22 protein-coding genes and 1 other RNA gene are annotated in these 23,805 nt (G+C 54.7%); 13 read left to right on the forward strand and 10 right to left on the reverse strand.

Annotated elements, in window-relative coordinates; translation table 11 throughout:
• Window positions 1-64: 64 nt before the first annotated feature.
• Window positions 65-847, forward strand: a complete 783-nt coding sequence (locus ELR57_RS08000; RefSeq protein ID WP_126958503.1) for a tRNA threonylcarbamoyladenosine dehydratase — start codon at window positions 65-67, stop codon at window positions 845-847.
• Between the two features lie 78 nt (window positions 848-925).
• Here ELR57_RS08000 and ELR57_RS08005 read toward each other — a convergent pair whose 3' ends face one another.
• The 3 genes from ELR57_RS08005 to ELR57_RS08015 all read right to left on the reverse strand — a co-directional run bounded on the left by ELR57_RS08005 (window position 926) and on the right by ELR57_RS08015 (window position 3,017).
• Window positions 926-1,441, reverse strand: coding sequence for a ferritin (locus ELR57_RS08005; RefSeq protein ID WP_126958504.1), 516 nt, complete (start codon window positions 1,439-1,441; stop codon window positions 926-928).
• 115 nt (window positions 1,442-1,556) lie between these two features.
• On the reverse strand, window positions 1,557-2,216 hold the full coding sequence (locus tag ELR57_RS08010; protein ID WP_126958505.1) for a DUF2642 domain-containing protein: 660 nt from the start codon (window positions 2,214-2,216) through the stop codon (window positions 1,557-1,559).
• 81 nt (window positions 2,217-2,297) lie between these two features.
• Window positions 2,298-3,017, reverse strand: a complete 720-nt coding sequence (locus ELR57_RS08015) for a hypothetical protein (RefSeq protein ID WP_126958506.1) — start codon at window positions 3,015-3,017, stop codon at window positions 2,298-2,300.
• 1,646 nt (window positions 3,018-4,663) lie between these two features.
• On the opposite strand from ELR57_RS08015, the gene ELR57_RS08020 reads away from it, so the two are divergent.
• From ELR57_RS08020 to ELR57_RS08030, 3 genes are all read left to right on the forward strand, one after another.
• Window positions 4,664-5,719, forward strand: coding sequence for a CotH kinase family protein (locus tag ELR57_RS08020; RefSeq protein ID WP_126958507.1), 1,056 nt, complete (start codon window positions 4,664-4,666; stop codon window positions 5,717-5,719).
• Between the two features lie 90 nt (window positions 5,720-5,809).
• The gene (locus ELR57_RS08025; protein ID WP_126958508.1) at window positions 5,810-7,120 is read left to right on the forward strand and encodes a replication-associated recombination protein A; all 1,311 of its coding nucleotides are present in this window, start codon (window positions 5,810-5,812) and stop codon (window positions 7,118-7,120) included.
• A gap of 280 nt (window positions 7,121-7,400) precedes the next feature.
• Entirely contained in the window at window positions 7,401-8,792 is a 1,392-nt protein-coding gene (locus ELR57_RS08030) for a hemolysin family protein (RefSeq protein WP_126958509.1), read from the forward strand.
• Between the two features lie 58 nt (window positions 8,793-8,850).
• On the opposite strand, the gene ELR57_RS08035 is transcribed toward ELR57_RS08030, so the two are convergent.
• Window positions 8,851-10,011, reverse strand: a complete 1,161-nt coding sequence (locus tag ELR57_RS08035; protein WP_126958510.1) for an MFS transporter — start codon at window positions 10,009-10,011, stop codon at window positions 8,851-8,853.
• Window positions 10,008-11,348 (reverse strand): multi antimicrobial extrusion protein MatE, encoded by a 1,341-nt coding sequence (locus tag ELR57_RS08040; RefSeq protein WP_192896546.1) that lies wholly within the window; start codon window positions 11,346-11,348, stop codon window positions 10,008-10,010. Before ELR57_RS08040 ends, ELR57_RS08035 begins: the two co-directional genes overlap by 4 nt.
• 236 nt (window positions 11,349-11,584) lie before the next feature.
• Here ELR57_RS08040 and ELR57_RS08045 point away from each other — a divergent pair, with 236 nt between their 5' ends.
• From ELR57_RS08045 to pfkA, 3 genes are all read left to right on the forward strand, one after another.
• Window positions 11,585-11,923 (forward strand): hypothetical protein, encoded by a 339-nt coding sequence (locus tag ELR57_RS08045; protein WP_126958511.1) that lies wholly within the window; start codon window positions 11,585-11,587, stop codon window positions 11,921-11,923.
• 93 nt (window positions 11,924-12,016) lie between these two features.
• On the forward strand, window positions 12,017-13,042 hold the full coding sequence (locus ELR57_RS08050) for a tetraprenyl-beta-curcumene synthase family protein (RefSeq protein WP_192896553.1): 1,026 nt from the start codon (window positions 12,017-12,019) through the stop codon (window positions 13,040-13,042).
• Window positions 13,043-13,079: 37 nt separating this feature from the next.
• On the forward strand, window positions 13,080-14,048 hold the full coding sequence (gene pfkA / locus ELR57_RS08055) for a 6-phosphofructokinase (protein ID WP_126958512.1): 969 nt from the start codon (window positions 13,080-13,082) through the stop codon (window positions 14,046-14,048).
• 148 nt (window positions 14,049-14,196) lie between these two features.
• Here pfkA and ELR57_RS08060 read toward each other — a convergent pair whose 3' ends face one another.
• Both ELR57_RS08060 and ELR57_RS08065 read right to left on the reverse strand, forming a co-directional pair.
• Window positions 14,197-15,396: a putative glycoside hydrolase gene (locus tag ELR57_RS08060; RefSeq protein ID WP_126958513.1), complete on the reverse strand. Its 1,200-nt coding sequence runs from the start codon at window positions 15,394-15,396 to the stop codon at window positions 14,197-14,199.
• A 149-nt stretch (window positions 15,397-15,545) separates the two neighbouring features.
• Window positions 15,546-16,385 (reverse strand): YitT family protein, encoded by an 840-nt coding sequence (locus ELR57_RS08065; RefSeq protein ID WP_126958514.1) that lies wholly within the window; start codon window positions 16,383-16,385, stop codon window positions 15,546-15,548.
• Window positions 16,386-16,664: 279 nt separating this feature from the next.
• Between ELR57_RS08065 and cshA the strand changes: the two genes are divergently transcribed.
• The 4 genes from cshA to ELR57_RS08085 all read left to right on the forward strand — a co-directional run bounded on the left by cshA (window position 16,665) and on the right by ELR57_RS08085 (window position 19,803).
• Window positions 16,665-18,290: a degradosome RNA helicase CshA gene (gene cshA / locus ELR57_RS08070; RefSeq protein WP_126958515.1), complete on the forward strand. Its 1,626-nt coding sequence runs from the start codon at window positions 16,665-16,667 to the stop codon at window positions 18,288-18,290.
• Between the two features lie 39 nt (window positions 18,291-18,329).
• A complete protein-coding gene (locus ELR57_RS08075) occupies window positions 18,330-19,100 on the forward strand; it encodes a YesL family protein (protein ID WP_126958516.1) in 771 nt (256 codons plus the stop codon).
• Window positions 19,101-19,153: 53 nt separating this feature from the next.
• Window positions 19,154-19,337: non-coding RNA, 6S RNA (gene ssrS / locus ELR57_RS08080), on the forward strand.
• Window positions 19,338-19,419: 82 nt separating this feature from the next.
• Window positions 19,420-19,803 carry a DUF1499 domain-containing protein gene (locus tag ELR57_RS08085; protein WP_126958517.1) on the forward strand — a complete coding sequence of 128 codons (384 nt, stop codon included), beginning with the start codon at window positions 19,420-19,422 and terminating at the stop codon, window positions 19,801-19,803.
• Between the two features lie 120 nt (window positions 19,804-19,923).
• Here ELR57_RS08085 and tpx read toward each other — a convergent pair whose 3' ends face one another.
• Complete coding sequence (gene tpx / locus ELR57_RS08090) at window positions 19,924-20,442, reverse strand: thiol peroxidase (RefSeq protein WP_126958518.1); 519 nt, start codon at window positions 20,440-20,442, stop codon at window positions 19,924-19,926.
• A 117-nt stretch (window positions 20,443-20,559) separates the two neighbouring features.
• Here tpx and ELR57_RS08095 point away from each other — a divergent pair, with 117 nt between their 5' ends.
• The gene (locus tag ELR57_RS08095; RefSeq protein WP_126958519.1) at window positions 20,560-21,168 is read left to right on the forward strand and encodes a rhomboid family intramembrane serine protease; all 609 of its coding nucleotides are present in this window, start codon (window positions 20,560-20,562) and stop codon (window positions 21,166-21,168) included.
• 46 nt (window positions 21,169-21,214) lie between these two features.
• Complete coding sequence (gltC, locus tag ELR57_RS08100; RefSeq protein ID WP_126958520.1) at window positions 21,215-22,117, forward strand: glutamate biosynthesis transcriptional regulator GltC; 903 nt, start codon at window positions 21,215-21,217, stop codon at window positions 22,115-22,117.
• A 101-nt stretch (window positions 22,118-22,218) separates the two neighbouring features.
• Here the strand turns inward: gltC and ELR57_RS08105 are convergent, their stop codons facing one another.
• Together ELR57_RS08105 and ELR57_RS08110 are read right to left on the reverse strand one after the other, a co-directional pair.
• The gene (locus ELR57_RS08105) at window positions 22,219-22,902 is read right to left on the reverse strand and encodes a zinc metallopeptidase (RefSeq protein ID WP_126958521.1); all 684 of its coding nucleotides are present in this window, start codon (window positions 22,900-22,902) and stop codon (window positions 22,219-22,221) included.
• 37 nt (window positions 22,903-22,939) lie between these two features.
• Window positions 22,940-23,398 (reverse strand): MerR family transcriptional regulator, encoded by a 459-nt coding sequence (locus tag ELR57_RS08110; protein ID WP_238162444.1) that lies wholly within the window; start codon window positions 23,396-23,398, stop codon window positions 22,940-22,942.
• Window positions 23,399-23,805: the final 407 nt, after the last annotated feature.

Below are 23,805 nucleotides of genomic sequence, written 5' to 3' on the forward strand. Positions count from 1 at the left end.
CGCGTTCCCGGCCACTGCCGGAACGCGGCTTTCGACTATCCTTAGAGGAGTTGAACGCCGAACCATGCTGCATCAATTCTCAAGAACGGAACTTGCCATCGGCCCGGAGGGCCTTGAGATTCTGAAGGGAAGCACGGTTGCCGTGCTCGGAATCGGCGGCGTCGGCTCCATCGCGGCCGAAGCGCTTGCCCGTTCGGGAGTCGGCCGCCTGATCCTTATCGACAAGGACGTTGTCGACATCACGAACATCAACCGTCAGATCCATGCGCTGACGACGACGGTAGGCCAGCCGAAGGCCGATCTCATGAGAGATCGCATTAAGCTGATCAACCCGGACTGCGACGCCGTCTCGCTTCGCATGTTCTACACCGAAGAGACTTACGAGGAGCTGTTCAAGTATCCGCTCGACTACGTCATCGACGCTTCGGATACGATCTCCTATAAGATCCACCTCATTAAACAGTGCCTGCAGAGGAAGATTCCGATCATCTCCAGCATGGGAGCTGCCAACAAGACGGATCCGTCCCGTTTCGAAGTAGCGGATATCTCCAAGACGAGCGTCGATCCGATCGCTCGCGTCATTCGGACGAAGCTGCGGAAGGAAGGGATCAAGAAGGGCGTAAAAGTCGTCTTCTCGAAGGAAGAGCCGCTCAAGCCGCTGGAGGACGTGACCCAGCGGATCGTTCCGGATACCGCCCCGAAGGAGATTCGGAAGGCGCAGCAGCCTCCGGCCAGCAATGCTTTCGTTCCGCCGGTTGCCGGTCTCATCATGGTCAGCGTCGTCTTCCGCGAGCTGGTCGAGAACGGCAAGAAGAAGCTGGCGCAAGGCAAGCCCGATAGCGAATAACGAAGAAAAAGCCTCCACCCGTGCCGGCATTCGGCGGGATGGGGGCTTTTTGCTTATATCAGTCGCGGGACATTAACCTTATTCGGCTTCTCCGGCGGGAGGAGTGAACGAGCGAGTCGCGAGGTCGGCATCCATCATATAGAGGGCGTTGCTGTCCACATCGATGCGGCGCAGCTTCTGGATGATGGAGTCGAACGTATCCTCTTCCTCGACTTGCTCGTCGATGAACCACTTCAGGAAGTTGATGGTTGCATGCTCCCGGTCTTCCCAAGCGGCGTCGGACAGCGCATAAATCCGCTTGGTCACGGTCTGCTCGTGAGCGTAGGAATGCTCGAAAGCGTCCAGCAGCGATTCGTATTCGACTTGCGGGTTCGGCATGCCGGTGACGACGGCGCGCTTGCCCATTTGGTTGATGAAATGGTAGATCTTCATGGCATGGAATTTCTCTTCTTCCGCTTGCACGACGAAGAAGTTTGCGAAGCCGTCGTAGCTCTCGGCGGAGCAATAGGCGGCCATAGCCAGATATACTTGCGAAGAGTAGAACTCATAGTTCATCTGATCGTTAAGCTTGTCCAATAGAGCCTGATTCAACATAGATGGACACCTCCTGTCCCCATTATATGACAAGGAAGGTACTGGAGTAAACCGCAGGACCCGGACGCGACAAACCCGCCCGAGCCGATTGCGCGTGGCTCCAGGCGGGTATCCGTCAAGGCTTATGAATCGTTTTGATGTGATCGAGGTGAATGAACGAGCTGCAGCCGTCTGCGGTGACAAGCTCGATCAGATTGCTGCGGACCGTTTTCAGGAGGCCGATTTTGTCCGGTTGTTCTCCCAGGTCCAGGACGACGAATTCGCCTTCGAACTTCTTCAGCTGCTGCTCGAACGTGCGCGCGAGCGAGGTAGGCGTAGGATTGATCGGGAATTTCTCTTGGTCCAGCGCATAGGGAGTCGTTAACGGATCATATGGGATGAGGCTCTTCAGATGGCGCATGGACACGAAGAGGGACCGATACATAGGCGAGTAGAAAACGAAGAAGTCGTTCATGATGCTTGTGATATAGCCGTGGACGGAGCTGTTGCCTCCGATGGACATCTCCGAGAACATGCCTTTGGCGTTAAGAAGGACCTTGCGGTAGGAAAGTTCCGTGGTCGGGTCGAGCGGCGGTTCCTGGGGCACTCCGAAATCGGTCGATTCAAGGGAATTAAGCCGCGTCAGCATCTGCAGGTGGAGGAGAGGGATATATAAGAATTGATAGCCGTTATGAATGACGAAAATGTCGCTGCCGATATCGATCAAAGTGCCCTTGATGGGTAGTTTCTTGCCGGACACGCTTACCGTGACCGACTGGTTCAAATAAGTTTCCATGGGGTTGGCAAGGGCACCTCCTTTATTGTGGGATTATCCGGATAGGTCAACCCCTCTCATTCAGATGAGTCAGGAGGCGCCTTAGGTCCTGCCGCTTCTCCGGTTGCCTCCGCTCCGGGAGCGGTTATTGCCGGTACGGGAGCGGTTTGCGCCGCTCTTGCCGCCGCTCTTGCCGCCGCTTTTGCCACCGCTTTTGCCGCCGCTCTTGCTTCCGCTCTTGCTTCCGCTTTTGCTTCCGCTCTTATTGCCGCCGCTTTTGTTGCCGCTCTTGTTGTTCCCGCCGCTTTTGCTGCCGCTCTTATTCCCACCGGTCGTAATATTCACCGTTTTGATGTGGAAGACAGGGATGCGAATATATTCGCGTCCGGCAATGAGAAGCAGGTATTGCGGGTGGACTTCGGCGAGGAAGCCTTCGATTTTCTCCGGTCCGCCGCGGTTGATCTGGATAAATTGATGGTTCATCTTGCCGAGCAGCGAATGGAAGCTGGAAGCCGTGATATAACGATGGGACCAGCTGCGCAAGTTGGACTTGGAGCCTTCCGTAATGCTCTTCACGTGGCTGCCGTTGACATAAATGATGCCGTCCGCGGAAGAAAGCACGAGGTAATCGGACGGAACGGCGACCAGAAGGCCTTCCACGACTTCGGGTCCGCCGCGGTTGATCTTGACATGACGGCCGATCAGGTTGACCGCTTGCTGGGTTTGAGCATTCGTGCTCGGAGGACGATTGTTATAAACGACTTGTTGCCCTTGTTGACCTTGTTGACCTTGAAATTGGTATCCAAAGTAACCCATATACATATGGTTCATTCTCCTTCCGGAATATGAGGTTCTTGCTTCTTGATGATTTGACAGAATAACGACTCCCCGCATGACCTGACGGCATGGCAACCTTGTATCGTTAGTTATGCTTCCGCGTGTGTTCTGCTTCGTTCTATCCCTCCTTTGAACTTGTGTGGGATGTGAATTTATACTCTATAACTATGTGTACCCTCGATGAAGAGATACGGTTGGTTGTCCGAGGTCATACGAAATTCCACGAAATGATAGGAGAAGAATGCCCCTTTTGCCGCTGATTCTGCGATTGTCTCTATCGATGTCGATCCTTGAATCATAGACTGAACCATCCTTAGATTTCAGGAGGTGTAATGTGGTGAGCTTAAATACTCGCACCGCTCTTGGGACAAGTTCCTTCGAAGATGTACAACCGATTGCAAGATCTGCGGACGAAACCTGGGGCGATTGGGGAGGCTTCATTAGCGCGCGTTCCGGCGGACGCAGCGGAGGGCCGCTCAGTCCCGGTCGCTCTGGCGGACGCAGCGGAGGTCGCACGGGTGGACGCACTGGCGGACGTACCGGCGGACGCACGGGTGGACGCACTGGAGGCCGTTCCGGGGGACGCAGCGGAGGCCCGCTAAGCCCTGGTCGCTCCGGCGGACGCACTGGCGGACGCACGGGAGGTCGCACGGGAGGTCGCACGGGAGGTCGCACGGGAGGTCGCACTGGCGGACGTACTGGGGGCCGCACTGGCGGACGCACGGGTGGACGTACCGGCGGGCGTACTGGAGACGAATAAGCAGCAGGGATGAAACGAAGGAGCCGCCAATCGCGATGCGATGGCGGCTTTATTTGCGACTATCAGAAAGCATAAGTTTGGGAATGCCTTATCCCTTCTGATGCAAACGCAAAGTTTCAGCAGCGTCAATGAAAGACGCCGCAGGCGTTTTTGCTTGAGCGTCGTCTGTGCCTGATAGCGTTGGAAGGGCTTGCAGCATTGGAGTAGACATCGAGTTATTGAACTTTGTTCAATAACGAAGCACAAATGGCGGTACGCGAGCCAGATTTATTAAACTTTGTTCAATAACGGCGAATGAGCGGCGGTAAGCGGCGTCGAATTATTGAACTTTGTTCAATAACGAAGCACAAATGGCGATTCGCAAGCCAGAGTTATTGAACTTTGTTCAATAACGGATCATGAATGGCGGTACGCAAGCCAGAGTTATTGAACTTGGTCGAAAGTAATGCCTTATCCCATCTGATCCCAACGTAAAGCGTCTGCAGCATCGTGAAAGACGCCGCAGGCGTTTTTGCTTGGCAGAGGGAGTCCCGCTTACAAATCTGTACCTGCTTCGCGCTCGAATTCGACTCCACTTAAATAATCATTGCTTGCTTGGACCTTTCTCGCATCGGAAATCGAAGAGAGCCGCGGTTACTCACATCGGCCGCCGAACATGCAAATCGAAGTAACAACGGCTCCTTCAGGGCTCTCGAGCTTGCAAAATTGAAGAGGTGCACGGAAAGGACCGTCAGGGCGAACTTCCCTGACGGTTCTGCTTGGTTATCCGCGCTAGGCGTTTGCGACTAGACGAATGCCGTTTCCGCTAATAACGGGTGTTCATACCTTATACAGGAACGATAGCCCTGCCCACAGAAAGGCGGAGAACGGCATGACCCTACCGGTGCGGAATCTTCTCATCTCGGAGACGGAAAGCCATGAGCTGGAACGCAATTTGTGGAACGACCGGTACGTGCCGGCGGTCATGAGAACAAACGGACAGAACGTGTCGGTGAAGGTCAGATATCGGGGCGGGCATACCAGAGGTTATCCCAAGCGTTCTTATGAAGTCGTGCGCGAGGGACAATCGTTTCATTATAATGCCGAGTTCGACGATCCTTCGATGATTCGCAACGCACTATCCTTTCATTTTCTCCCGACCATTGGGGTACCGAGCCCTCGAACGAAGCATGTTCTGCTCTATCGGAACGGCGAGCCGCTTGGCGTTTACCTGGAGATTGAAGGAGTCGAGAGGAAGTTCTTCCAACGTAGGAAAATCGGCTATTCCTCGTTATTCTATGCCATTAACAACAATGCCGACTTCGGGCTGAGGGTCCCCGAGACGAACCGCAACAAGTCCTCGCTGTTGTCCGGTTACGAGCGTCGTTCGGGAGGAGCGGCCGAGAAAAGCAGGCTGGTGTCTTTTATCCGAGGGGTTAACGAGAAAAGCGGCAAACCGCTTCGTTATCACCTGCGCACCAAGCTGGATACGCCGAACTATCTCCGTTGGCTTGCCGGCGCGGTATTGACCGGCAACTATGACGGGTTCGAGCAGAATTACGCGATCTACCGGCATGCGAAGACCGGCAAGTTCCGCATGATTCCATGGGACTACGAGGGCACCTGGGGCCGGAATTGCTACGGCAGAGCCGTGGACAGCGACCTGGTCGACGTCAAGGGGTACAACTATTTGACGGAGAAAGTGCTGGAGATTCCGGCGATGCGAAGCCGCTATCGAACGATTCTCGGGAATGCGATCAAGGGTCCGTTCACCGAGCAAGCGCTTATGCCGACCGTATATGGGATGCTGGAAGGAATATGGCCGGCTCTCCGAGAGGATCCTTACCGCAGATGGTCGAGATCCGAGTTCATGGGGGAAGCCGACGTCATTCGCCAATACATTCGGGAGAGGCGTTCGATCGTGTCTTCGGCCGTGCAGAAAATGTAGGCGGGCGATTATGGCGAACGTGCGTTCCTCGATTCTTTCGAATCCTCCGTCATTCTGGTATGATGAAGGAACAGAAAGGCGGGGAGCAAGGTGGATTTGTTCAGCTATCGTGCGGAAGCGGAGCCGCGTGCCCGGCTGTTGGCGGATCGGATGAGGCCGGAGACGCTAGAGGAATATATCGGACAGGAGGATATCGTCGGTCCTGGCAAGCTGTTGCGGCGGGCGATCGAAGGGGACGCGGTCACTTCGATTCTGCTATTCGGTCCGCCGGGATCGGGGAAGACCACGCTGGCGCATATTATCTCCAAGCGGACGCAAGGCGACTTCGTTCGACTGAATGCGGTAGACGCTTCGGTAAAGGACGTCCGTGAGGTGATCGAGCAGGCGGAGAGCAACAAGACGCTGTACGGGCGCAAGACCATTCTTTTCCTCGACGAGGTGCATCGCTTCAACAGCGCGAGACAGGACGCCTTGCTGCCGGCGGTGGAGAAAGGAATCATCGTCTTTATCGGAGCGACCACCGAGAATCCGTACCATTCGGTGAATGGGGCGCTTCTGTCGCGTTCAACGCTGTTCCGCCTTCATTCTCTCACCAAGGAGCATTCGCTGCAGGCGATGAGAAGGGCGCTTGCCGATCCGGTCAAAGGACTGGGCTTCATGAAGCTGAACGTGGACGAAGAGGCGCTGGAGCACATCGCTTCCATGTCGAACGGAGATATTCGCCGCGCGCTTACCGCGCTCGAGCTGGCTGCCATCACGACGCCGTCCGAGCTTGACGGTTCCGTACGCGTGACGCTCGAGATCGCGGAGGAGTCGATTCGCCAACCGACCGTGCAAGCCGATGAATCGACCCAGTACGACGTCCTCTCCGCTTTTCACAAGAGCGTTCGGGGCTCCAGCGACGCCGCCTTGTTCTGGTTCCTGTACGCCGTCGAGAAGCTAGGGATGGACCCGATGACGTTCTTGCGCAGGCTGACGGTCGCTTGCAGCGAGGATATCGGTCTTGCCAACCCGCAGGCGATGGTACAGGCGGTAAGCGCGATGGAAGCTTATCACCGCATCGGCTGGCCGGAGTCCAAATACATCGTCGCCCAGGCAATCCTGTTCGCGGTGGAGAGCCCGAAGTCGAATTCGATCGCCGTCGCGATCGGCACTATCATGAGTACGCTGGAGAACCTCAAATCCGCCGAGGTGCCGCTGCATCTCAGGGACGGCCATTATAGCGGAGCCAAGAAGCTCGGGCATGTCGGGTACCAATACCCGCATGATTTCCCCGGGCATTACGTGGAGCAGCAGTACTTGCCGGATGCGATCCGCGACCGGCACTTCTATTCGGCGTCCGATCAGGGGACCGAGAAGAAAATCAAGCATAATCAAGACCTAAGGAATGGACGAGCTTGATAGGGCGTTAGGCAGCTATGCAAGGACAAGCCGTTCGGCTAATGAATAGGAATTATAGGAAAAATTAGACAAGCAATCTGCTCTTAGAGCTTCTATGGCGGGTTAACGGCGGATATGGGGCGATTCTCGGCGGAAAATCGGCCTCAGATTCCGTTTCGCGCGCGTGCAAGGCGTTTCTACGGCTTTTTACGGGGGGGAACGAAGTTTGACGCTCGCGGAATGATCGTCTAAGCTAATGTAAAGACGTTTATTCACTTACCATAATTTAATTTTTTATCATATGAAGGAGGTGTACCTATCCTCTGACTCAGAGGATAGGGAGCATTTGGATCCTGACCCCTTTCCGCTAGCCGTGGACATTATTTTGATTTTTGCATTAGTCTTCCTCAACGGATTCTTCGTATCCATCGAATTCGCGATGGTCAAGGTGCGCGGAACCCGGATCGATACCCTCGTGCAAGAAGGGAATCAACGGGCTAAATTCGCATCGCGCCTGACCGGCAACCTGGACGCTTATTTATCCGCCTGCCAGCTTGGCATTACGCTTGCTTCGCTGGGCCTTGGCTGGATCGGCGAGCCTGCGGTTGCGCGCGCGCTTGATCCCGTGTTCAAGTGGTTCGGAATGTCGGAGAGTCTCGTTCATCCTCTCGCGTTCATCATCGGTTTCTCGGTGATTACCATTCTCCACATCGTACTAGGCGAGCTTGCCCCCAAGACGTTGGCCATTCGTCAGGCCGAGACCGTTACGTTATGGGCTTCCTTCCCGCTGATCCTTTTCAGCAAGATCATGCGTCCTTTTATCTGGCTTTTAAACGGTACGGCGAACGGCTTGCTGAAGCTGGTAGGAATCCAACCGGCGAATGAGAGCTCCTCGGCTCACACCGAAGAAGAAATCCGCATTCTGATGAAGGAAAGCCACAAGAGCGGCCTTATCGATAAGACCGAAATGACGCTGGTGGACAACATCTTCGAATTCGCGGAGACGAACGCCCGCGAGATCATGATTCCCCGCACGGAGATGATCTGCCTTTATGCGAACCATCCGTTCGAAGAGAACCGGGCAACCGTTCTGAAGGAGATGCATACGCGTTATCCGGTCTGCGAGAAGGATAAGGACAACATTATCGGATTCGTGCACATTCGGGACGTCCTAAGAACTTCCGCTGAAGCTTCCGTGCAAGATATAAGAACGCTGTTAAGGCCCCTCCTTACCGTGCCGGAGAGCATGCCGATCAGCAATCTTCTTAAGCTCATGCAGAAGAACAAATCGCAGATCGCGATCTTGATCGACGAATATGGCGGCACCTCCGGCTTGGTTACGCTCGAGGACATCATGGAAGAGATCGTCGGAGAGATCCAGGACGAATTCGACGAAGAACGTCCCGACTTGGAGAAGAAGGACGAACAGACGTATTCCGTCAGCGGGATGATGCTGATCGAAGAAGTGAACAGCTACTTCGGCTTGGACATTCCGACGGAGGACTACGACACGATCGGAGGCTGGATGTATTCTCAGATCGAGAATCCGCCCAAGAAGAATCAGACGGTCGAAGTGGAAGAAGGAATACGGTTTATCATTGAAGAGACCGATCACTTACGAATTTCCCGCATTTATATCATACGAGACGAAGCGGCAAGCTCGTGGGAGCCTCCCGAGTCCGTTACGGGTTAAGATAGCAAAAAAAAGAGCCTTATTATCTCGCTGTTTAGCGAATAATAAGGTTCTTTTTTTAAACCCTCGACCGACGGAAGTGAACGAACATGAAGCCGATGACGGCTGTCAGCGCGAAGGCTCCGCCAAGCCGGAAGACGGCGCTGTAATCGTAAGCGTCGTACAGCCAGCCGCCCAGCGTACCTGCGATAAGGCCGGCTAGGCCCGTCCATACCATGCCGAACAAAGCCTGCCCGGAAGACCGGTATTCGTCCGGAACGATAATCTGCAGGAATCGCAGGGCGGTAATGTAATAAATGCCGAAGGTGATGCTGTGCATCATCTGAATGCAGACGAATGCGATCGGCTCGTGCGAGATGCTGAGGAGCATCATCCTTACCGCATACATGAGACTGGCGAAAGCGAGCAGCGGCAGTTCCTTGAAGCGATGCCCGTACTTGGACAGCAGGAAGAACATCGGAATCTCGCTAAGCGACGATGCGAGAGATGCGGCGCCGATCATGGATTCGGATGCTCCGAAGTCCTTCATGGTGACGGCGAGAAAGCCGTCGTTCATGCGGTGAGAGACCGAAACGAGAACGACAAGGGAGAAGAAAGCCAGACTTTCTCTTCTCTTTAAGACGTTCCATAGGTTGACGAACCGGAACGGGGTGGACGACTTCTGGAAGTCGCCGAGGGCAAGCGAGAGAATCAAGGAGATGCAGACGGTGATCAGGCCGATCCCTATCGTCAGATCCGATCCGGTCGATTTGAGCAGGAAGCCGAAGAGAATGGCGCAGATCGCGTAGCCGAGCGAACCGAACATCCGAATGGCGGAGAAGGAACGGTTCAGCTTCTCGGCAGCCAGCATCGTGACGCTGTCCATCATGGAGTTGACCGGCGTCTGGAAAAAATAGAAAATGCCCATGATCACGGAGATGACGCCGAATTCTTTCTGCGGAAGCAGAAGGGCGAGAGCAAGGATCTGTCCGAGGAAGATCAGGTTCAACACCCGGCGCAGCGCTTTGGTTTTGTCGGCGGCGAACCCGGCCAGAAGGTTGGAGAAGATCGAGAGCAGGGGGCCGATCGAGAAGATCGTTCCGATCTGCAGCTTGGTGAAGCCGATGTCATAGAAATAAAGCGGGAAATAAGTGACGACAAGGACCATCGTTGCGTAATTGACAAAGTGAAGGCCGCGGAGAACCGTTAGCTGCCCCGAGCCGTTAAGCCATCTCATCATGCTTGCGTCTCCTTGCTAGGTAGTAGAGTCAGCTTCTCGGCTGTCGCGCTTCGGGAGTGGCGGCGGAATAGCCAGATCAGCACAAGAAGCTCGGCGATCATGCCTCCGGACTGGGATAAGGCGGCAAGAGCGCCGGCCCATTGAGGGAGAATTAGCGTCAAGGTTACGATTAGAACAATGGTCAAGGCCGCATTGGCCGTCTGAGAACCGAACATCAGCTTCGTTTGGCTTCTCGACAAGACGATTCCGTTAAGCGTGTCGAGAAGCGGGAAGATGAGAACGTAGGGCAAGAAAGCTCTAAGCGCATGCACGCTGGCCTCCAGTAGCTGATCCTTTACCCCGTAGACGGAGGAGAATACCCATTCTCCGACGGGAGTGAACGCGCAAGCTGCGACAATCAGGCCGGGAATGCCTGCCATGATGAGCACGAACCTTCCGACCAGCTCCGGGTGGGTCCGGTGGAACTGCAGCGCGATCTGGTGGAAGTAGGTGAAGAACCCCAGTATCATGCCCATAAAGCTGCTCGCGAGGGAGAAGGATGAGATCGACAGCGCTCCTTGCTCGGTATGGCCCAGCAAAGCGTTCAGGACAGGCGGGACCCACACGATAATGAAGGAGGAGAACAACAAAGGATTATAGAAGTTCAGGACCTGCTTCGGACGGCGAATCTCGCAGCCGGGCTCCGCCTCCGGAAGCTCTCGGGCCAGCTTGCGTCCTTCCAGCCAACTGACGGCCGCTTCGATGACCATCCCGAAGACGAAGATAACGGCGCCCTGCCGGGAGCTTGTCACGCCGATATGAAGGATGTACTGGGAGAGAGCGAACATGCCTCCCAGGCGGAAGACCATTCCGATCGTTAGCCACTTCGTTCGCATCCGATAGATGATGATGCCTTGATAGAGGCAGCGAATGCCGGAGAACACGCTAAGGAACATCAAGACCGAGTAAACGTCGATTGAAGCTTTCGTCGTTCCTTCGTCTGCGCCGTAAGCTCCCCCGAAGACCCAGGTTCCCGCGGGTGAATAGGCGATAAGGGCGCCGAAGACGAGAGAGGCGCCGAACACGATAAAGGCGACCTTGCGGATGGCGGCGAATGAACGGCGGTCGCGCGCAAGCGCGGAACAAGTCTCGCGGAAGAGCACCGCGGGCCGTTCGGTCACGGTCAGCAGGCTCATGGCGGTCGCATAGCCCGCGATGATCAATTCGGGATTGTCGGCGCGCGCAAGCGTGCCGTTGATAATGGCGTGGGACAGGTTGATCAACAAGGCGGAAAGGCCAAGCGGAATAAAGAAGAAGAAAAGCCGCTTTAGGTTGACTTGGTCGGGCTGCGCTGACAAAAGCTCCATCTCCTTATGAAACGATACAGAATAATAATGTCGTCTAGGGCGTTGCCTGTATCGTCTTCGCAGAACGCTTCTTCGAAGGCATTCGTTCGAGGAGAGCGCTTTGCTAGCATAACGGAGTTATTATAACAGGTTAGATCGGGGATAGGGGATGTTTAAGAGAGATTTTGACTGGATTTAGACTTTCTGAAATGATAAATTAGAGAATGACATGGGAACAGGAGATGAGCATGAGTTATAGGGTTAACCGGCGCGCGGGGACGGAAGCCCATTTCGCGCACGATGACCGCCTGGGCATTGCCGTTCCAAGCCTTGCCCTTCCGTGGGAACGGCTTAGCCGGAGCGAACGGATCGCCGTGCTGGAAGCATGGGAGTCGATACGCGGAACGATTCCAGATCGGATCTTCGAGTTGGAGGACCGAATTCGGGGTCTTCAGAACGCGCTCTTCGAGGAAGAGGATTTCGACAAGTCCTGCCGATTGAACGGAATGATCGCCGAGCTGGCCAGCCGAATCAACGATCTGAATATCTGGTATCGCACGGAGCAGGATTTCGAAGAAAAGACTTAGGCTGCGCAGCTTAGTCTTAAGGCAGCTGGAGGTACGCAATTGATCGATAACAACTTGCTCGCAGGCCGTTCTCCTCGCGGCCCGGTCGCCATGATGGCGCGGGTCTACAAGCACATTCTTCCGGACGTCAGGCGCGAGCTTGGCGAATGGAGGAAGATCGCCGAGGATATACCGGATCCGGAGCTTCGCAAACAAGCGATTGACAGTATGACGGCTAAGGAGTTTCACTGCATCGGCGGAGGAGTTTATGCCGCGGCCAATCTGGATGCCAAGGCGGTTCTGCTTCCCTTGATCGTAGCTCTGCAGACGATCAGCGATTACCTGGACAACTTGTGCGATCGAAGCACTTCCCTCGATCCCGACGACTTTCGTCTGCTGCATCAAAGCATGCTGGACGCGGTAACCCCGGGAGCGCTGCCCGTGAACTATTACGAGCTGCGAGAGGAACAGGAAGACGGCGGTTATTTGCGGAAGCTGGTGATGAAGTGCCAAGACTGCGTATCCCGCCTTCCTTCCTATAAGCTGGTTCAGGAGGATGTCCGCTATCTGGTTTCTCTCTACGGCGATTTACAGGTTTACAAGCATATCGCCGTCGATCAGAGAGAGACGAAGCTTCTGGAATGGTGGGGGCAGCATTCCAGCCGCTATCCCGAGCTGAAGTGGAACGAATTCGCGGCTGCCACCGGTTCGACTTTGGGGATGTTCATGCTTTTCCTCGCCGCCAGCGACGAGAACCTGAAGCCCTCCGACGGCCGGGGAATCCGGGAGCTTTATTTTCCATCCATTAACGGACTTCACATCCTGCTCGATTATTTGATCGATCAGGAAGAGGATGCCAAGGGCGGAGATTTGAACTTCTGCAGCTATTACGAGAACCAGGAAGATTTGAACGACAGGCTGCTGAGAATGGTCCGAGCCGCCAGGGCTTCGGCCGACCAGCTCCCGTTCTCCAGCTTCCACCGGATGATCGTGGAAGGGCTGATCGCCCTCTATCTGTCCGATCCCAAGGTTCGGGGACAAGCTGAAGTTCGCCGCACCGTCCGGCAAATCATGAAAGGAAGTCCTCTGACGAGAGTGTTCTTCTGGCTGAACAGCCATTTGATACGCAAGGCCATGTGAACAAGGAATAGCAAAGATTTGAAGGGAGATTTTTGACATGAGCGCAGTCCAGAAAATTGCCGTTCTCACGAGCGGCGGAGATTCCCAAGGCATGAATGCTGCCGTTCGTTCGGTAGTGAGAAGCGCATTGTTCCGGGGCTTGGAGGTTTACGGAGTGCAACGCGGCTATCAAGGGCTATTGAATGAGGATCTCCGTCCGATGGACCTACGCAGCGTAGGCGACATCATTCAGCGCGGGGGAACGATTCTCCAGACGGCACGGTGCAAGGAGTTCGTGACTCCGGAAGGCCAGCAGCGCGGAGCGGAAGTTCTTCGCAAGTTCGGCATCGACGGGCTTGTCGTCATCGGCGGCGACGGTTCCTACCAGGGCGCGAACAAGCTGAGCAAGCTCGGCATCAAGACGATGGGCTTGCCGGGAACGATCGACAACGATATTCCGTTCACGGACTTCACGATCGGCTTCGATACCGCGGTCAGCATCGTCGTTGACGCGATCAACAAGCTGCGCGACACGATGACTTCTCACGAGCGCTCTTCCGTTGTCGAAGTCATGGGCCGCCACTGCGGCGACATCGCGCTATACGCCGGCCTTGCGAGCGGGGCCGAATCGATTCTAGTGCCGGAGGTTCCTTTCGATATTCAGGAGATCTCCAAGCGGATGAAGGAGAATTTCCAGAACGGCAAGCGCCACAGTATCGTTGTCGTTGCCGAAGGCGCGGGACGCGGCGAAGACATCGCCAGCGAAATCACCGGCCATTGCGGAATCGAACCTCGCGTTACGGTGCTCGGTCACATTCAGCGCGGGGGCACGCCAACGCACAACGACCGCATTCTTGCCAGCCGCCTGGGAGACTTCGCCGTGCAGAAGCTGACTGAAGGGGATTCGGGGAAGGGCTGCGGCATTATCAAGGGCGAGCTCGTCACGACGGACATCGACAAGGTTGTCAGCACGAAGAAGGGCTTCGACATGAACTTATACAACCTCGCTATTCGTCTCGCTCAATAACGATCATCGCAATGATTGCTGCTATCCACAGCACAGGTCAACCGGAGCTCTCCGGTTGACCTGTTTTTTGCAGATAGCCCCCGATCACGCCGGCACGTAAAATAAATAGGCAGTTCCCGACGATAGACGCGGGAACTGCCTATTATGCTTATTTATATGTCGCGCCGGACGAATACCGGTTGCCTGCGTTCCAGAGAAGGAACTCCTCGACGCCGGAATCCTTCAACGCCTTCACTTGAGCGGATACCTCGGCGGCTCCGTACTTGATGTAATGGCCCTTGCCGAGCCAGCTTGCGGTGAAGTCCTGAATCCACGGACGAATGACGGGCTGGGCGTCGCCCAGCTCTTCCAGCTTCTTGTGGGTGTCGTCGAGCGCGCCCTTGATCGTTGCGTACGGAGCGGTGTCCGGGTTCTTCTGGCCGAACCAGCCTGTGCTGTAGTGGCTCGGGTAGATCATCGGGCTGATGACGTTCACCGCGTCGGAGATCTTCACGAAGTCCTGCCCGATTCCTTCGGCAGCCGGCACGGAAGCGGCATAACCGAAAATATCGACGGAGACGCGGACTCCGAGCGGAGCTAGCTGCTCGCGGGCATAATGGACGAAGTCGGAGACGATCTGCACGCGGGTCTCGTCCGTCTTGGCGAACTTGAGCGAGTCGGCTTTCTTCTCGAAGCCTTCCGGGAATCTCACGTAATCGAACTGGATCTCCTTGAAGCCAAGCTTGGCCGCTTCCTTCGCGATCTCGACGTTGTAATCCCAGACTTCCTTCCGGTAGGGATTCACGAAGCTGTCTCCCTTGCCGTTCTTCCATACGCTTCCGTCCGATGTAACGTAAGAAAGCTCCGGATGCTTCTTGGCCAGGATCGTATCCTTGAAGACGACCACTCTTGCAATCGGGTAAATGTCGTGCGCCTTAAGCGTATCCATGAGGCCGTGGATATCTTTGATGAAGGGCTGAGGAGTACCCAGCTTCTGGAGCTCCGGGTTGTCGGTCTTGTACGTGATGTAGCCGTTGTCGTCCTTGATGTCGATGACCATGGCATTCAGCTCGGTCTTGTCGACGAGATCCAGCAAGGTGGACATTCGGGCTCCGCCCGCGCTGTAAGCGGTGACATAAATGCCCTTGACTTTAGGAGCGTTCGGCTGAGGGTCGGAACCCGAAGCCTCTTGGGCGCCATCCTCGGAAGCCGCTCCGCCGGTACCCAAGCTGGATGCGGATTGGAGCGCTTGTTCGGTCTGATAGACGGCGTGAACGAATTTGCCCAGCGAGCTTTGTTGCGGATGTTCGGAGGACAAAGCGCCAGTTGCGGTGTGTAGTAGCAGGAACAAGGTCAGCAGAATGTCCATCGAATCTCTCTCCCTATGACTCTTTGTCCCGATTATATACGAGATTTGAGCAAGGAGACAGGGGTATTTTGTAGGAATATGGCGAATATGAGAAGATAGACCATAGGACTCTGGCAGCCTGCTGGCCGGGGCCTTGCAAGAAGAAGCCGTTAATATAACGGCTTCTTGCGGAATTCGCCGATCACATCGATCGTCTGGACGACATTGACGAACGCTTGAGGGTCGATATCGCTGATTAATTTGCGAAGCTCGGCCAGCTCGTACCGGGTCGTAACCGTCATGAGCATATCCTTCTCTTCGCTGGTGTAGGCGCCTTTCGTTCGAAGAACGGTCACCCCTCTAGGCCACTGGAGCAACTGGCTGGCGATCTCGTTGGATTTTTTCGAGACGATAAACGCGGTAACTTTGCGATGAGGGGTGTGAACCGCATCAATTACTTTTCCCGTCACGAAGATGGAGAGCATAGAATAGAAGGCGGCATCCCAATTCCCGTTGTATAACCCGAGCGCTAACACGACGGCGGTATTCAGAATAAAGATAAGTATCCCCACGGGAAGATCCCGTTTGCGGGAAATAATGGAAGCGACGATATCGAACCCGCCGGACGAACCTCCGTAGCGCAAGGCGACCGCGGTGCCGGCGCCGACCAGCACTCCCCCCATGACGGCCGAGAGAAGCGGCTCTTCCGTCAGATTGCCAAGCGGGATGATCTGCATGAACAGGGTGGTAAAGATAACGTTCACTACGCTGAGCAGGATGAATCTTCGGCCCAGATCGGTTAATCCCCACATCAAAACCGGGATGTTCAGGACAAAATATAGGATACCGATATTCCAATCGGTGATATACCCGATGATCATCGCGACGCCCGATAAGCCGCCGCTTAACAGTCCTTCAGGAATGATGAGCAAGCGGAAGCCGCTGGCGATAGCCGCCGAAGAGACGATCATGGCGACGATTCCGAAAAGCAGAGTCAATCTTTTGTGCATTTCAAACTGTTCCTCCCGAACCTAAGATGCCTAAAATCAAACCTTAGGTTACCACGGGCGGAGCAGGTCATACAAGCTGATGTTTGCCGGTCGCCGAATGGCCCCAGAGGAACGAATCGCAAAGGTAAAATTCGGAGAAAAGAAGGGGGAAAACAGTCCAAATTTTGCGTGAAAGAGAATGACTGGAGTTTCCAGCGGAGTTTGTGGTATAATTACCTGTATATTTTTTTGGAAGCCGTTTGTTTAAAGGCACCATTACAGAAGGAGTTTGAAAAAAATTTGAGCACATTCTCAGAATTCGGGTTGGAGCCGGATGTACTCCAAGCCATTACAGATTTGGGTTATGAAGAACCCACCCCGATTCAAGCACACGCGATTCCCGTCGCTCTGAGCGGCAGAGATATGATTGGTCAGGCCCAGACAGGAACCGGTAAAACCGCAGCCTTCGGGATTCCACTCGTTAGCAAAATCGCCCCCTCTGAAGACCGTATCGTAACTCTGATCATGACTCCGACTCGCGAGCTTGCTATTCAGGTAGCGGAAGAAATCGAGAAGCTGGGCCGTACGAAGGGCATTCGCTCCCTTCCTATCTATGGCGGTCAAGATATCGGACGCCAGATTCGCGGATTGAGACGCCGCCCGCAGATCATTATCGGCACGCCGGGTCGTCTACTCGACCATATCAACCGGAAGACGATTCGTCTGGACGACGTTCAGACCGTCGTGCTGGATGAAGCGGACGAGATGCTGGACATGGGCTTCATGGAAGACATCACTTCCATCTTGAGCCTTGTGCCGGAAGCGCGCCAAACCCTGTTGTTCTCCGCTACGATGCCGACGAACATTCAGAAGCTCGCGCAGCAATTCCTGAAGAATCCGGAGCACATCTCCATGATTCCGAAGACGCAAACGACGAACAAGAACATTCAACAGTTCTACATCGAAGTCCAAGAACGCATGAAGTTCGACGGTCTCTGCCGATTGCTGGACATGGAACCGCCTGAGCTCGCGATCATCTTCGGACGCACGAAGCGCCGCGTCGCCGAATTGTCCGAAGCGCTCATGAAGCGCGGCTATGCGGCAGACGGCTTGCACGGCGACCTGTCCCAGAACCAGCGCGACGCGGTCATGCGCAAGTTCCGCGACGGCAGCATCGACGTTCTCGTCGCAACGGACGTAGCGGCTCGCGGCCTGGATATCTCCGGCGTAACGCACGTCATCAACTTCGACCTTCCTCAAGACCCGGAAAGCTACGTTCACCGGATCGGCCGTACCGGCCGCGCAGGGAAGGAAGGAACTTCTTGGACGTTCGTGACACCGCGCGAGACCGATCACCTGCACTTCATCGAGAAGATCACGCGTCACCGCATCTCCAAGAAGCCTCTTCCTACCCTCAGCGAAGCGATGGAAGGCAAGCAACGCGTCATTGCCGAGAGAATCATCGAAGCGGTCGGGAACGAAGAAGACACCAATGCGTATAAGTGGGTAGCGGCTCAGCTGCTTGAGCAATACGATTCGGTGCAGCTGCTTGCGGCTGCGATGAAGCTTCTCACCGGAGACAAGAAGGACGTTTCGGTCGAATTGACGCCGGAAGATCCGATCCGCTCCAAAAAGCGCAAGTTCGACGGTCGCAGCGGCGGCGGTTACGGCGGTCAGCGCCGCAGCGGCGGCTACAACGGCGGCGGTCAAGGACGCGGCGGCTACGGCGGCCAAGGACGCGGCGGCTATAACGGCGGCGAACGCCGCAGCAGCTATAATGGCGGCGGCCAAGGCGGCAGCCAAGGCGGCGGATACCGCAAGCCGTATCGCGAAGGCGGCAATCGCAGAGAAGACGGCGGCGGGTATCGCAACGATCGCCGAGAAGAGACTCGCAGCTCCCGCAACGAGGATTTTGTAAACATCTAATCTGATGGCAACTTAGTTGGCAGCTAGGGAGGATTACCCATGGAAATGCGGGGCATGATGGGCGGCTTCTACAAGATCTCCGAGTGGATCATGAGATTGGCCGTTACGAACGTTCTTTGGGTTCTGTGTTCCATACCGGTATTCTTGGCGGCTTTCTCTGGTCTCGTGACAGCGGACCAGGAAGGCTCGCTGGTATGGCACACGATCGTTATCTCCATACTGTCCCCATTTACTCTGTTTCCGGCGACCTCGGCTATGTTCTCGGTCGCCCGGAAGTGGGTAATGGGAGATACGGACGTTCCGCTGTTTAAGACTTTCTTCCGGAACTACAAGCAAAACTATGTACAAGCTATGCTTGGCGGCATCATCTACGCTGTGCTGTTCGCCGTCCTGTTCATCGATTATCGGGTTTACCTGAAGGATCTCGATGGCTTCGGCGTTCTCGCTATCCTGTTCCTGGCGCTGATGGTTCTGCTGTTCGTCTCGGTGTTCCAATTCTTCTCGCTGCTCTCGCACTTCCATATGAAGACGATGCAGCTTATCAAGAATTCGGTCATCCTGACAATCGGCCGTCCGTTCCGTTCCTTGTCAACGGCGATTGTGAGCGGTTTCATTCTTTATATCAGCATCTTCACCAAGTTTACTTTCCTCATCCCTTTCTTTATGGGGAGCTTAATCGCTGTCTTTGCCTTCTTTAACTTCTATCAGACGATTCAGAAGATGCAAGCGAAGGCTGCCGCCAACGAGGCAGACGAAGATGCGCTTCCGATCGAAGAGTCCCCGACCAAAGACGATGAGAAGATCAAATAAGAGCAGGTAATTTTCACAGGTTTACTTTTGCGGTGGCTGTGATTATAATGTTCTTACTCCTGCGATGTGCGTCACGACGATATATTGTTTTGAACCAATGGCTGTTTCAACGGGAGTTCGACATTGTACGGCGGCTGACATGCCCCCGAAAGGGGAAGTCAAAAGCGCGGACTGAGGACACCCACCTGCGAGAGCGGGTTCAGAAACTTGCGCGTCGAACGGCAGAGCGGGTTTTTTCTTTTTATTGCCTTTAATCCCCGGGACAAGCGTGTTATTATTATGAGAAGCGCATATGGCACCCGGAGGGAGAGAATGTGTATTGCTTAAGCGAATGCTCATCGGATTATTCCGCAGCCAAGAGCATACGGGCGATAAGGCTAAAGATCCAAAGCTAAAGTCTCATTATTACCGTATGTCGAAGGACAAGGCATGGGAAGAAATCGCATCCATCCTTAAGAAGATGCAGGGCTACAAGATTCTCCATGAAGTGCCGAATATCGGCGAGATCGTCATGGAGAAGCGTACGATGTCCGGACGCACGATGGACATCACCATCCAGATCGTAGGGACGGGTCCCGGGCGATCGGCAGTGGACATCTATTCGGCCTCCAGGGGATCTCTCGGAGATCTGGGAGCCAACTATCGCGTGATCCAGGAGATCTACGCGGTACTGGACAAGAAACTGGCCGCTTACAAAGCATAATAGGATTGGACGAACATACAAAAGCAAAAAAGCGAGAAAGGCGGCTAGCCTTCACTCGCTTTTTTTGACGATCGCGGCCGGATAGCGTTGACTTCCGCCGCGCCTATCGCTGACAATCGGTTACAGCAGGCTCTTGACGGCAGCGATTGCCGCTTCATAGTCCGGGTGTTCGGTCATCTCGTTAAGCACTTGGACGTAGGCAAGCTTGTTGTCGGCGTCCAGGACGAAGATGGAGCGCATATCCAATTGAAACTCTTTGATCAATACGCCGTATGACTTACCGAAGGAATTATCCTTGTAGTCGGACAGGAGCACGACGCGATCGACGCCGGCCGCGCCGCACCAGCGGGCTTGGGCGAACGGAAGGTCGGCGCTGACGGTCAGGATGACGACGCCGTCTCCGAGCTTGGAGGCTTCCTCGTTGAAACGGCGGGTTTGGGCGTCGCATACGCCGGTATCGATCGAAGGCACGACGCTGATCAGCTTAACCTTGCCCGCGTAGTCCTGAAGCGAAGCGGTCTCCAGAAGATTCTTGCTCAATGCGAAGTCGGGAGCCTGATCGCCTACCTTAAGCTCCGGTCCTACCAAGGTTAGCGGGTTGCCTTTAAATGTCGCTGCATTCGAGCGTTCTTGACTCATGTTAGGAAAAACCTCCCTTATAAATATGGGCTTGCCGACTTTCATTATAAACTTTGGCAATAATCATTGTCCAATAATGGGAAAAGAATAAAATCACAGCGAGACTGGAGGGACATCATGATCTTCATCCGTTACGAGAACTGGAAACAGTACCTCCGTTCCTATCCGGTCAACTCCCTCATCCTGGCTGCGTGCGTCGTCATGTTCGCGGTCGAATTGCTCACCGGCGGATTCGCGGAAGTCAATCTTGTCCGGCTGGGCGGGATAACGAACTTGGAGGGCTATGACGGCGTTTGGCGATATGCGGCTGCGTTGTTCCTGCACGGCAACTGGCCGCACCTGATTTTTAACCTGTTCGCGATATTCGTCTTCGCGCCGCCGCTCGAGAGGATGTTCGGACACGTGCGTTATGCGTTGTTTTATTTGGCTTCGGGCATTCTGGGCAACGTGATCTCGGAATGGTTTCCCTTGTCGGGCTATTGGGTCGCGGTGGGGGCGTCCACGGCGATATACGGTCTTTATGGGGCTTACCTCTATATCAGCCTCTTCGAGCGTCAACGGCTGGATCCGGGCTCTCGAACGACGGTATACGGGATCCTGATTACGGGGCTGCTCTATTCCTTCTTCGTGCCGAACATCGGCATTGCGGCGCATCTCGGCGGTCTGGTGAGCGGATTCGTGCTTTATAAGGTGCTTGGAGGCCGGTTGGAGCGTCAATCGCGCTAGCTGTTAAACTAAGAGTCATCGTCCAATTCGGAAGGGGTATCGTCAGGTGGAGCTGCGTCAATTGCAATACTTCGTTCATGTGGCGCGCATGCAGCACGTCACCAAAGCGGCAGAGGAGCTTCACGTCGCCCAATCGGCCGTGAGCCGGCAAATACATCGGCTGGAGGAGGAGCTGGGGGTTCGGCTCTTCATGCAGCGCGGCCGGAACGTTCAGTTGACTCCGGTCGGACAGCTGTTCCTCAAGCGAGCGGAAGAGATCATTCAGGACCTGGATCGCGCCGTCAACGAGATACACGAGTTCCTGGATCCCGAGGTCGGCGAGATCCGGCTCGGTTTCCCTCACAGCTTGGGCACTCATCTGATTCCGAAGGTGATAGCGGCATTCCGCCAGAAGCATCCGAATGTGAAGTTCCGATTCCGTCAAGGCATGTATCCTTCCTTGATCAGGGATGTCATCGAAGCGGAAGTGGATCTGGCGTTCATCTCGCCGATGCCCGATAAGAACGATCGGGTAGAAGGAGAAGTGATCCTCACGGAGAACTTGTGCGCCATCCTTCCGTTGGATCACCCTCTCGCCGGCGAGGAGTATATCGATCTGAATCAGTTACGGGACGATACGTTCGTGCTCTTCAGCAGCGGCTATTCTCTGCGTCCGATCGTTTGGGAGGCGTGCCGGACGGCAGGCTTCCTGCCCAAGATCGGATTTGAAGGAGAGGAGACGGACACGATCCGCGGCTTCGTCGCCGCCGGCATGGGAGTGAGCCTGCTGCCCGAGATGGCGTTAAGCCTGCGAAGCTCGTTCATGCCGGCCATCGTCAAGATACGGGAGCCGAACGTGACAAGAACCATCGCTCTAATCCGAAGGGCGGGGGAGAAGCCTTCGACCGTGGTGAAGCTGTTCCACGAGTTTATTCTGGATTACTTCCGGAACGATTACCAACCGACCTGAGGGCCGATCGATCATGTAGTCTAAGCGAGCATAACAAACAAAGGAGCTGTCCCCTAAGTCAGATGACTTTCGGGACAGCTCCTTTTGCTTTCTTTCCTTGCTTATTCTTCCCTGCTGCTGGTGAAGATCATGATGTACTTGACCAGCTCAAGCAAGGAGATGAGCGCTGCGGCCACATAAGTAAGCGCGGCTGCGTTAAGCACTTTCGAGACTCCGCGTTCTTCGTCGTTGCGGATGAAGCCCTCGGCGACCATCAGCCTGCGCGCGCGGTTGCTGGCGTTGAACTCCACCGGCAGGGTGACAAGCTGGAAGGCGACGGCTGCCGAGAAGAAGATGATTCCCAGGCCGATCAGATTCGTTGCTTGGAACAAGAAGCCGGCGATCAGCAGGAACGGCGCGATGCCGGAAGCGAAGCGCACGACCGGGAACATCTTGTGGCGAAGCACGAGCATCGGATAATGCTCCTTATGTTGGATCACGTGTCCGATCTCGTGGCAGGCGACGGAGACGGCGGAGATGGAGCTTTCATAATAGACGGGCTCGGACAATCTTACGACGCGATTAACCGGGTCGTAGTGGTCGGACAGCTTGCCGGGGATCGGCTCGATCGGAACGTCATGCAAGCCGTTGCGATCCAGCAGCCGCCGCGCGGCTTCGTAACCGGTCATCCCGCTCGACGCGCTGACCTCGGACCACTTGTTGAAGGTGCCGCTTACCCGGAATTGCGCCCACAGCGAGAGCAGGAACGCAATGATGATGAGAAAGTCCATAGGGTGAAAAAACATATTGATTCCCTCCGTGTTCGGTCGAACCTCATCTGGTTTACATCAAGTTGCTCTTGCCTAACAGGAGCAGAAGCGCTTCAACGCAAGCGGCTGTCTGGGGCGTAATGACGCTGAACAGCTTCTTTGCTTGCTGAGGCTTAAGCGTATCGAGCACGGGCTCGAGCTCTTTGACTTGTCTCTCGATCTGAGTGAGGTTGTTCTGGAGCTCGGCAAGCTGCTTGGTGACCTGTCCGGATGGAGAGGCTCGATGCAAAACGGCGAAGTTCTCTTTGATCTCTTCAAGCGTAAATTTCTGCGCCTTCAACATTTCAATACGGCGAATCCGTTCCAAGGTTTCATCATCATACAAACGATAATTTCCGGAGGACCGTTGAACGGGACTGATGAGTCCGATTCCGGTGTAATAATCGATGGTGCGGGGGCTGATTCCGGTTATTTTGGATAATTCTCCGATTCGATACAGGCTGCGCGGGGTTTCCGAAGATGCTTGTCGCACGACTTCCACCTTCTTTCTTAGCTGATTGCTTATCATCATTGTCTTTCTAGGTTAAGGCTTAGCTCGACTATATCCCTTAATATACTCATCCTCAACCATACAGTCAAACGTGATGCTTTTGGAATAAGTTTAGGATACGTTTTGGATAAGTCGTGTTAGGTTTCCTCTGCAAATTCAGTCTGATGCCTCCGGAGTTGGGATTTATGAACATTTCCCAAAAAGGCGAAAGTATCCCTTGGACGGTAAGTTGACAAGGGTTAAGGGTAAAAAGGCCCAAAAGGACGCTAAAATCTTAACGTTCGGATGATTTTACATTTGCAATGTTAGATATTTGGTTCAAAACTCCCCGTTTTTTCATATTTTTGTATTGTCAAATCGTGAACATCTTACTATAATGACACTAAGCC

It is taken from the genome of Cohnella sp. AR92 (assembly GCF_003990975.1).
Taxonomy (GTDB): Bacteria; Bacillota; Bacilli; order Paenibacillales; family Paenibacillaceae; genus Cohnella.